Below are 8,644 nucleotides of genomic sequence, written 5' to 3' on the forward strand. Positions count from 1 at the left end.
TTGCTGTGACATAGCCTTTTGTTCCTTTATTTCTCTATTTTTGACGACTTAAAGTTATAAAGGAGCGGCTATGTCATTTCAACTCATCATAAAAGTCGAGCATCGCGTTAAATTAATAAATTTTGACTTTTGTCTGATAGAACGACATTTTTGAAAACAGGCTAAATACGTCTTTGACCCTGCTCCGCAAAACCGTTAATATCTTTTCTTACAAAACCGATCCATCGCCTGTCAGGATCGCCTTCGGGTGGCGAAATAAAACTCCCGTAGCCTGCAAGGGAGTGCATATCATGCGGTACATCTGCGCACTTTTGGAAGCAGATATCGTCAGACACCTAACCCCTCGTCTGGCGGTGAAAGTCTCTTAAACTGAAAAAAACCTCAAAAAGGTGTTTGTATATTGTCTCCCAAGTGCATTGAGCCATGCACTTCTTTCATATCAACATCAGACCTCATCTTCACTTAACTTTTGCATAGTGAGATCGAGTGACGTCCTGAACTCATTTCACACCCTACATACAGGATAGTTTTTACTTTTGATTCAACGTATTAACTGCTCTTATTTGAAATATTCAGTAGACAACTTTTTACACCTGAACAATTAACTCATTGCTCCCGTTTGACACCGAACCTTGCGGCGTTTTGCTATGCCTGCTGGCATTTCAACTCTCGCACGACTTTTGCTGACCGTTTGCGGGTTTAAGGCGTCACTTTTTGCAGGTTTACCGCTGAAAGTGACGCCGCAGCCAAATAACATCACAACCTTGACAGGCTCAGGCCTGTTTCACCACTCAGTGAATCTGACACTGCATTTTTAGATTGAAAAAAGAGAACTTGACGATATCGAGGCTGGCTTTTTGCCGGTGGGGATGACCTGCACACGCAGGCGGCAGTACCGTGTACTCAACCGATACCCCGCAATACCTCAACCTGCGTTCACTCTGGCGCACAGATATCGATCAAGGGCAAGGCAGTTATTTTCTGTTTTGCCAGAATGGTCGCGCGCCAGAGATCGCATGTTGTCAAACATCCGCAAGGGGAAGCCAATGAGTCGATTGATTAAAGAATTAAAGTTTTTTGCCCGACAAGGCGGCGGTAGTCATAAAACCTGTCATGATCGCATTCGGATCGCCGGGCGTTTGGGTGCGTTGTTATTGAGCCTGAATATTCAGGTGAAAAGCCTTAATAATTTGAAAGCCAAACATGTAGAGCAGTACGTTGATACCCGTTTATCTCAGGGGATTGCCAAACGAACAGTACAAAATGAAATGTCCGCGTTGCGTAATATCTTCCGCATGGCAGGCCGGGAAAAACTGGAAACTTCACCACGTTTAAGTAATCAGGCATTGGGATTAAGCGGCACCAGCCGCGCCGGAACGAAACAGGCGATCCCTGATACTACGTTTCAGGCCGTTTATCAAAAAGCACTTGAACGCGATGTTGGATTTGCCGTCACCTTGAAACTTGCCCGCTTATTGGGATTACGTTCTCAGGAAGCGGTGCAATGCAGTGCTTCGTTAAAAAGCTGGCTAAAACAATTAGAACAGCCAGAGCCGAAACTGCATATTGTCTTCGGTACAAAAGGCGGCCGGCCAAGACAAACCCGCGTACTGGGTATTGCAGCAGTAAAAGAGGCGGTAGAACAGGCGATGGCTATTGCAGAGCAACGCGGCGGCAGGTTGATTGATAAACCGGATCTCAGACAGGCCATGAATTACTGGCGGACACATACCACAAAGATTGGTTTAACAGGCCGCTATTCTCCTCATAGTCTGCGCTATGCGTGGGCACAGGAGGCACTTAATTTTTACCAACAGAAGGGTTTTAGCCGTCAGGAAGCACGGGCACTGGTATCAATGGATTTGGGGCACGGTGATGGTCGCGGGCGTTACGTTGAACGGGTTTATAGTCGTTCAACTTAGCCGTTCGGTTATTGAGTTAGATAAAACAATCAGTTAAAGTATTCCCGCCATTAGCCAAATCTAATGGTCAAGGTTTAGCAGCCTTGAGCTAAGAACACTGGTAGGATCTTTTCTACCAGTGCGCCTGTTATCACCCTTTCAATGGTGGTTCGGGTGGGGGAGACTCTCGTCTCGCCGGAATCTTAGCCCGGTCTGCTAACCCTGCCTTGAATCACCACCATCAATATTAATTAATGGAAAGGGGTAACAGGAATGAATAGCAACAATATTCAAAATGACTGGCACCAAGCTGATATTATCGCTGCATTACGTAAACGCGGTACTACCTTAGCGGCGGTTTCCCGCGAAGCAGGACTCGGTTCATCAACACTGGCAAACGCATTCAGCAGACCGTGGCCGAAAGGTGAATGGATTATCGCAAATTACCTTGGCATCCATCCCTCAGAGATCTGGCCCAGCCGTTATTTCGATTCTCATACTGGAGAATTATTAGAAAGGAAAGCCCGCTCTCAGCCACAGGAATAACTCGCCTTAATTTGTGATCGACTTCGTAAAAATGAATATTTTTTATATCAAGCCCTGAGATTAAAATGGCAGCCTAATTTGACCATTTTTAACCTTCAAGGCTTTTTTTCTTTAAAATGATTGAAAAGCACACAATTAATGATATAAATAATAAAAATCAGTCAGATATGAAAAAAAGCAAACAAAAAAATCTTGGGGCATTAAAAGGGGCATAAAATCAAATATAGATAATATATCCTTTATATTCAATTTATTATATTTATTTATGATTCCTGATATTGCACACAAAATTCCCGCTCCGGGTGGGTATGGCGCAGGCTGAAAACGACATCACGGATACCGTGCTCTTTCAGAATGGTGGTGATAATGGCCGCAATGTTCAGTTGCTGGAAAATACGCGAATTCTGACGCAGCGTGGTGCGCCACAGGTCCGGGCGAATACTCATCTGGTAGGTAGTCTGGTGCAATCCGGTATTACCCTGCTCAAAGCTGGCAACGATCCCGGTGATACTCCGGCTTTCAATCCCATCCTGTGTGATAGTCAGGGTAGCAGAGCGGTCAAGTACGGCCGGAAAGTCGATGGCCGGATCAGCACTCGCGAGCCCGACTTCCAGCTGGAACGGCTGGGAAAAATGCTCGTTCAGGGTAAAATCCGTGACGACAAAGGTCTCTGGTGCCAGACCGCCGGCCGTCAGGGTAAATTGCAGGCCACTGGGAGAGTCGCCACCACTGAGCAACTGGCTGGCTTTTTGCAGGGCTTTGGTGGCGGCATTGTGTCCGACTGCCGCCTGCTGTGCCAGACCCTGACCACCGCCGGGCGGACCGGCAAAACCGCCGGATGTCGTCAGACCCCCTTTCTTCATCAGGCCGGCGGCACCGCTACCCCCCAGCAGGCCTGCCGCCTGTTTACCTTTTTCCAACAGGGATTGTCCCTGCTGCAACTTTGTCAGGTGTTTTTTCATTGACATGGTGTCATTTTCCTTATTGTCATGGGCTTTTTGTTGTTCTCCTTCCGGTTTTCGCTGACTTATGCCTCCCGATATCCGGACAGAAACGGGACAGGCAAAGCCCATTCGGTATGCCTGCCTTTTTTCCTCATTATGAGGATGGGCTGACTGTTTTATCGGCATATTTTTCATTAAGTTCATAACAAATTTTGTCATCCGGTTAAGCCGGGCTGTTATTACTTTGGCTTGTCGGAAATGCCTCAGCGAATCGGGGCGTTAATTTTCATTTTCGGAAAATCAGTTACGGGCTGACTTTTACCGTGGCTTGCTTCACGCTGGTCTGAGGGTTTGCAACCGAGGCGGAGAGGATGAAAAAGCTGTATGTAGTGTTTTTGCTGGGATGGAGTGGGGCAGGGAGTGCGGGCACGGTGGTGTATACTGACCGTCAGCATCCGCCGGTGAATCTGACACCGGACAGTCATATCGTCTGGCTGGATGCGGCTGAACAACAGCAAAGACAAGTATTCGATCAACTCTCTGTCGATCCCCAGCAAGCCACAAAGCAAGCGCAGGCAATATTGCAATCGTCCCACTGGCATCAGCAGGAACAACAACTCATTAAGGCTTACCGTGCTGTAGTACAGGCCTGGCAATCCGGTGTGCAGAAGTATCCGGCCGTGGTCTTTGATGATAGGGAGGTGGTGTATGGCACCGCGGATGTGGCAAAAGCCCGCGCACTCAGGGAGCAACATCAGCCATGAGTCTTCAACGTGTGACGTTTCCTGCACTCATCACCCTGATAGCAGCATTTTCCCCGGTGACGCAGGCTTCCATCAATACGGCTCAGATTGTTGCCGGCAGTCTTTCGCCCTCCTGCATTCAGTGGCGGGTTAGTGGCCTCTGTTACTGGCTGCTCTGTGGCCTGCACGGTTGTACCGTGAAAACCTCGGTGAAGGTGACCCATTATCTCCCCGAAGTGGTGGTGTCTACCTATCACGTCTCTGGGGGTAATCCGTGGACTGAAATGGCGCAGGTCAGTCAACTCTCCGGTGGCGTGGAAAATACCGTGACCGGGGCGTTATCCCATCTGAATGCCGGTGGGGGGATCACAATGTTCAGATTGCCGGGCAACGGCGTACCAGTCTGCGTTTCAAATATGCCGATGCCATCGGGCATCCGGCAACTAATCTGATAGGCGGGCAAATTCCCGGCTATTCGTGTCGCAGTGCCGCCACCCCGCTGATGCCTTATTTTCTCAGCATGCTGGATAGCGTGGCATGGCGCTCGGGTCTGCCGGAATCGTTCTATCCGGAAGCCCTGATACCCGGTCAGCGGGAGCTGGGCCGCCAGATGGACGCCAATATGTGGGGCAATATTTATCCGCGCTCAGGGTTTGTTAATCAGACTGATGATGACAAAGCGGCGGCTGTGGTGGCGCAACGGGTCGCAGATATCATTACCCGTGTCGGGCAACCCCATGTTTATCAGACCCTGAAAGGCACCCGTACTGCGGGTTATTGGCCTCCAGAGCAAGTCACCGAAAATACCGGCGCTAAAAATCACCAGTGGCAGCGGTTATCACCGCAGTTAAGTCAGTCCTGCGCCGTGTTTCCTGATGGGGAACATACGGCGGCCAGCAATGGCAATCAGGCTTATGCTCTGTGGCAGCCCTACAGTTGTTGCCAGCGGCGCGGACAGCGTTTTCTCAGCAGTACGGATATCTGAACAAGGGATGAATCATGAGAAAAATAAATGCGTTATGGCTGATGGTCGGTGGACTGGTCATCGCTTCGGCACAGGCTAATGCCACGGGGCTGTCTCTGACCTTACCGCAGGTGAACCGGAGCGCACTGGGTTATGGGGCAGACGCCAGTGGTGCAGTGTCTGATACGCTGTTCTATACCTTAGGGGGTGGTTCGGTGATATCTGAACCGGCCAGTCGCAGTGGTTCCACCACCCTCGGTGGATTAGAGCTGGGCTGGCGTTCGGATTTGATGTGCGGCAATTTTGACCTGAAAGCCACGGTCAGTAATCAGTTGAACGGGATTACAGCCGGGTTCAAGAACCTGATGAGTGATGTCATTCAGGGCGCCACCGGTGCGGTGGCCAGCCTGCCTGCGATGATTATCCAGCGGGCCAATCCGGGATTGTATGACATGCTGACTAATGGCGTGTTGCAGGCGAATGTGGCGTTCGACAAAGCCCAGTTCAACTGTCAGGCGATGGCCAATAAAATGATGGATTTTGCGCAGAATAATAAATGGACACAGTCGGCTGCTTTGCAGGAGTACAAAAGTCTGGTTAACGGCGGGGATGGTGATGCGGTGCGTGTCAATAACGCCGGCAGCAAAGCCACCGGTGCCGGCGGACATCCGTGGATTGGCGGCCAGCGGCAGGGCGGTAAGGGACAGAATGCCATTCGCCCGACCCGGGATTTAGCCAGTGCCGGCTTTAATATGATGAATCAGTTGCCGGTGCTGAGCCAGTCATCGGTCAGCAGCCTGAAGTGTGAAGGCAGTGCCTGTCGTAAATTCAGCAATGCCCGTGAAGCGGCCGACGCGGTGGTCAGTGTGCTGGGCGACCGGGTCATCCGTACTTGTGCTCAGGCGACAGACTGCACCAGTGGCGGCGAGAAACACCAGCCGGGCACTACCGTTGCGGGCACGGGCTTTGCCCCGATGCTGGAGGAGCATACTAAAACCAATACGGAACAGCTGGTGAAACTGGTCAGCGGCGCGGAAAAACCGACGATGGTCAATCTGGCGAAACTGAAAACCGGGAGTCTGACGGTAACCCAAGGTGTCATTCAGGCATTGCAGCGCGACCCGGACAAAGCTGCCCTGACGGGACGTTTAGCGGGAGAGCTGGCGATGGCGGAAACCGTGGAAACGGCGTTACTGATGCGGCGGATGCTTATCACCGGCATGTCCGAACCCAATGCGGCGGCACAGTCCGAAGCGCTGGCCGAAGGGGAACGCCGGATTGCCGCGCTGGACCGGGAAATCAATGCGCTGAAGAATGAAATGCAGCTGAAACAGGCCCTGTCCCGTAATGCCATCCTGACCATTATTGAGCGGGACACCCAGCGCATCAACATGCATCCGCAAAAACAGGTGCCGGACAGCACCGATGCGCGTTTTTATCAGCTGGAAGCACCCAATCGTGAGCGCAGGTAAGGCGGATGATGGCAGAGAAGCATTCAGTATTCAGAAAAGGTGCCGTGTTATCACTGCTCATCGTGTTGGTGATGGGTATCACTTTGGCGACAGGCTGGATCGGGCTGCATCAGGCAGAAAAACTTAATCGCATTCACCACTGGGTGACCGAAACCGGGGGAGTCTGGTTCGTCTGGCGGTTAAGCCTTTATATGGCACTGAGCTGGGGCGGTCAGAAAACCTGGCAACGGGTGAAACATCTGCCGGAATACCGCGCAATGTTGATACGGATGATGGTGGCCAGCCTGCTGTTTATCCTGCTGGGTGAGTACGCCCTGTCAGGCACTATTGAGGAGATACGATGACAGCCAACAGCTATCTGGAATATTTTCTGACACTACTTGGCTGGGTCATCAACAATGGCCTGTGGCACATCCTGATTGCCACCGGACTGTTTACGCTGCCGTTAGTGGTAAAAGTGATTGCTGTCTGGCTGAAAGTACGAGAGTGTGGCGAAGAAGACGGTCAGGCCGGGTTACAGTCGCTGGCCCGGATTGAAAACACCCTGTACGGCGCGTTCTTCGTGATGGTGGTGTGTTGTGTGCCGCTGGTCAATGTCAGCCTGACCACCCTTCAGTACGATACTTCCCGTGCCAAAAGCTGTGGCACCTGGACACCGACAGCGCCGGATAGCAGTGGCTATGCGCCGGTGATGTCCAGCCTGAACAACCAGACAGCCGCTGTGCCGCTCTGGTGGGCGGTGGTGCACCGGTTATCCAAAGGACTGACACAGGCGGCGGTGGCGTCCATTCCCTGTCGGCCGGATCTGCGGCAACTGCGCTTTGACGTGCAGCACACCCGCATCAGTAATCCGGCTCTGGCCGCAGAATTGCAGGATTTTACCCACGATTGCTATGCCTTAGCCCTGTATCAGTGGAAACAACGCGATCAGGAGCACATCACTGACCCGATTATCCTGAATGATATCGGCTGGCTGGGCAGTCGGACGTTTTTAGCCGGGGATTACCGGACGCTGCAAGCCCGCTTCCCCCGGGTGGATTTTCCGTGGCAGGAGAGTCGGGATAACGGGCGGCCTTATACCGGGCAGGGCGGGTACCCGACGTGTCAGGCCTGGTGGTCAACTGCCCAGACCGGTCTGAAAGACCGGGTACTGGCGCAGGCCGATCCGGGGTTGTGGTTGCGCCTGTCAGCGACACTGAAAATACTGGGTAAAAACACGCAGGCTTATCAGGAAGCGGTGATCCGCCGTCTGGTCAGCCCGGTGAACCTGACGGTTTCACAGGAAGGGTATGTCTATGCTGGCTATGGCGGCAATGCCGATCCCACCTTATTGGATGGCGCTAATCGAGTCGGCACTTCCGCAGGGGCTTTATTGGGGGGATTACTCAGTATGCCGATGTTCGATGCGGTACGCCAGGCGTTGCCGATGATGCAGGCGGTGATTCTGATGGCATTGTATATCCTCATACCCCTGATTGTGCTGTTTGCGGCCTATGAATTTAAGACCATCTTTACGCTGACATTTGTGATTTTCGCGCTGAATTTTTTGACCTTCTGGTGGGAACTGGCGCGCTGGCTGGACAGCCATTTACTGGAAGCCCTGTACGGCTCAGACACCCACAGCCTGTTTAATTTGGCCGGCATTCAGAACACCTCGGATGATTTAATCATGGGGCTGGTGATGGGGACGCTGTTTATTGTCCTGCCGATGGTTTGGCTGGGGGCATTAGCGTGGGCCGGGGTGCGGATGGGCGATGTAGCTGGCATGATGAGTCAGGGCGTGGGGCAGGTCAGGCAGTCTGCCGGCATGTTCGGGCAGCTGGTGATGCAGAAGATGATGTCCAAAGGAAAGTAATCAGATGCTCTTTTTAAAACTTAAGGGGCGGGGTGCTGCATCTTAAGTTGAGTCTGAATTTTCTATTTTCCTTTTTTTAATCTATTGATAATTGTTTCGATACTTAAAATAACCTGAATTCTGGATAAGAAATTGACGAGAGGCCTGTTCCAGGAGCAAAGTTTTGGTGAAAGCCTAAAACGACTCCGGGGAGGAACAGGCCATGGACAAGTTAGTTGA

At 51.7% G+C, this 8,644-nt stretch carries 6 protein-coding genes and 2 pseudogenes; 7 read left to right on the plus strand and 1 reads right to left on the minus strand.

The window, feature by feature from the left end; all coding sequences use genetic code 11:
• Positions 1–1,046: 1,046 nt before the first annotated feature.
• Both AACX68_RS03975 and AACX68_RS03980 read left to right on the plus strand, forming a co-directional pair.
• Positions 1,047–1,922: an integrase domain-containing protein gene (locus tag AACX68_RS03975; RefSeq protein ID WP_228860636.1), complete on the plus strand. Its 876-nt coding sequence runs from the start codon at positions 1,047–1,049 to the stop codon at positions 1,920–1,922.
• Between the two features lie 252 nt (positions 1,923–2,174).
• On the plus strand, positions 2,175–2,447 hold the full coding sequence (locus AACX68_RS03980; RefSeq protein ID WP_099125149.1) for a helix-turn-helix domain-containing protein: 273 nt from the start codon (positions 2,175–2,177) through the stop codon (positions 2,445–2,447).
• A 266-nt stretch (positions 2,448–2,713) separates the two neighbouring features.
• Here the strand turns inward: AACX68_RS03980 and vgrG are convergent.
• Positions 2,714–3,415 (minus strand): annotated as a pseudogene (gene vgrG / locus AACX68_RS03985) (type VI secretion system tip protein VgrG); the annotation flags it as partial.
• A gap of 347 nt (positions 3,416–3,762) precedes the next feature.
• Between vgrG and AACX68_RS03990 the strand changes: the two are divergent.
• From AACX68_RS03990 to AACX68_RS04010, 5 genes and pseudogenes are all read left to right on the plus strand, one after another.
• A complete protein-coding gene (locus tag AACX68_RS03990) occupies positions 3,763–4,155 on the plus strand; it encodes a TIGR03757 family integrating conjugative element protein (RefSeq protein WP_228860637.1) in 393 nt (130 codons plus the stop codon).
• Positions 4,152–5,119 (plus strand): annotated as a pseudogene (locus AACX68_RS03995) (TIGR03756 family integrating conjugative element protein). Before AACX68_RS03990 ends, AACX68_RS03995 begins: the two are co-directional and overlap by 4 nt.
• Positions 5,120–5,133: 14 nt before the next feature.
• Entirely contained in the window at positions 5,134–6,570 is a 1,437-nt protein-coding gene (locus tag AACX68_RS04000; protein ID WP_370630330.1) for an integrating conjugative element protein, read from the plus strand.
• A gap of 5 nt (positions 6,571–6,575) precedes the next feature.
• On the plus strand, positions 6,576–6,914 hold the full coding sequence (locus tag AACX68_RS04005; RefSeq protein WP_228860638.1) for a hypothetical protein: 339 nt from the start codon (positions 6,576–6,578) through the stop codon (positions 6,912–6,914).
• On the plus strand, positions 6,911–8,425 hold the full coding sequence (locus tag AACX68_RS04010; protein ID WP_228860639.1) for a conjugal transfer protein TraG N-terminal domain-containing protein: 1,515 nt from the start codon (positions 6,911–6,913) through the stop codon (positions 8,423–8,425). Before AACX68_RS04005 ends, AACX68_RS04010 begins: the two co-directional genes overlap by 4 nt.
• Positions 8,426–8,644: the final 219 nt, after the last annotated feature.

Source organism: Xenorhabdus sp. PB61.4, from assembly GCF_963894935.1.
Taxonomy (GTDB): Bacteria; Pseudomonadota; Gammaproteobacteria; order Enterobacterales; family Enterobacteriaceae; genus Xenorhabdus; species Xenorhabdus stockiae.

What these genes read in the sequence shown, in the direction of transcription:
- AACX68_RS04000 (WP_370630330.1), top strand. Translation starts at nt 5,134, where the DNA reads ATGAGAAAAATAAATGCGTTATGGCTGATGGTCGGTGGACTGGTCATC.
- AACX68_RS03990 (WP_228860637.1), top strand. Translation starts at nt 3,763, where the DNA reads ATGAAAAAGCTGTATGTAGTGTTTTTGCTGGGATGGAGTGGGGCAGGG.
- AACX68_RS03975 (WP_228860636.1), top strand. Translation starts at nt 1,047, where the DNA reads ATGAGTCGATTGATTAAAGAATTAAAGTTTTTTGCCCGACAAGGCGGC.
- AACX68_RS04005 (WP_228860638.1), top strand. Translation starts at nt 6,576, where the DNA reads ATGATGGCAGAGAAGCATTCAGTATTCAGAAAAGGTGCCGTGTTATCA.
- AACX68_RS03980 (WP_099125149.1), top strand. Translation starts at nt 2,175, where the DNA reads ATGAATAGCAACAATATTCAAAATGACTGGCACCAAGCTGATATTATC.
- AACX68_RS04010 (WP_228860639.1), top strand. Translation starts at nt 6,911, where the DNA reads ATGACAGCCAACAGCTATCTGGAATATTTTCTGACACTACTTGGCTGG.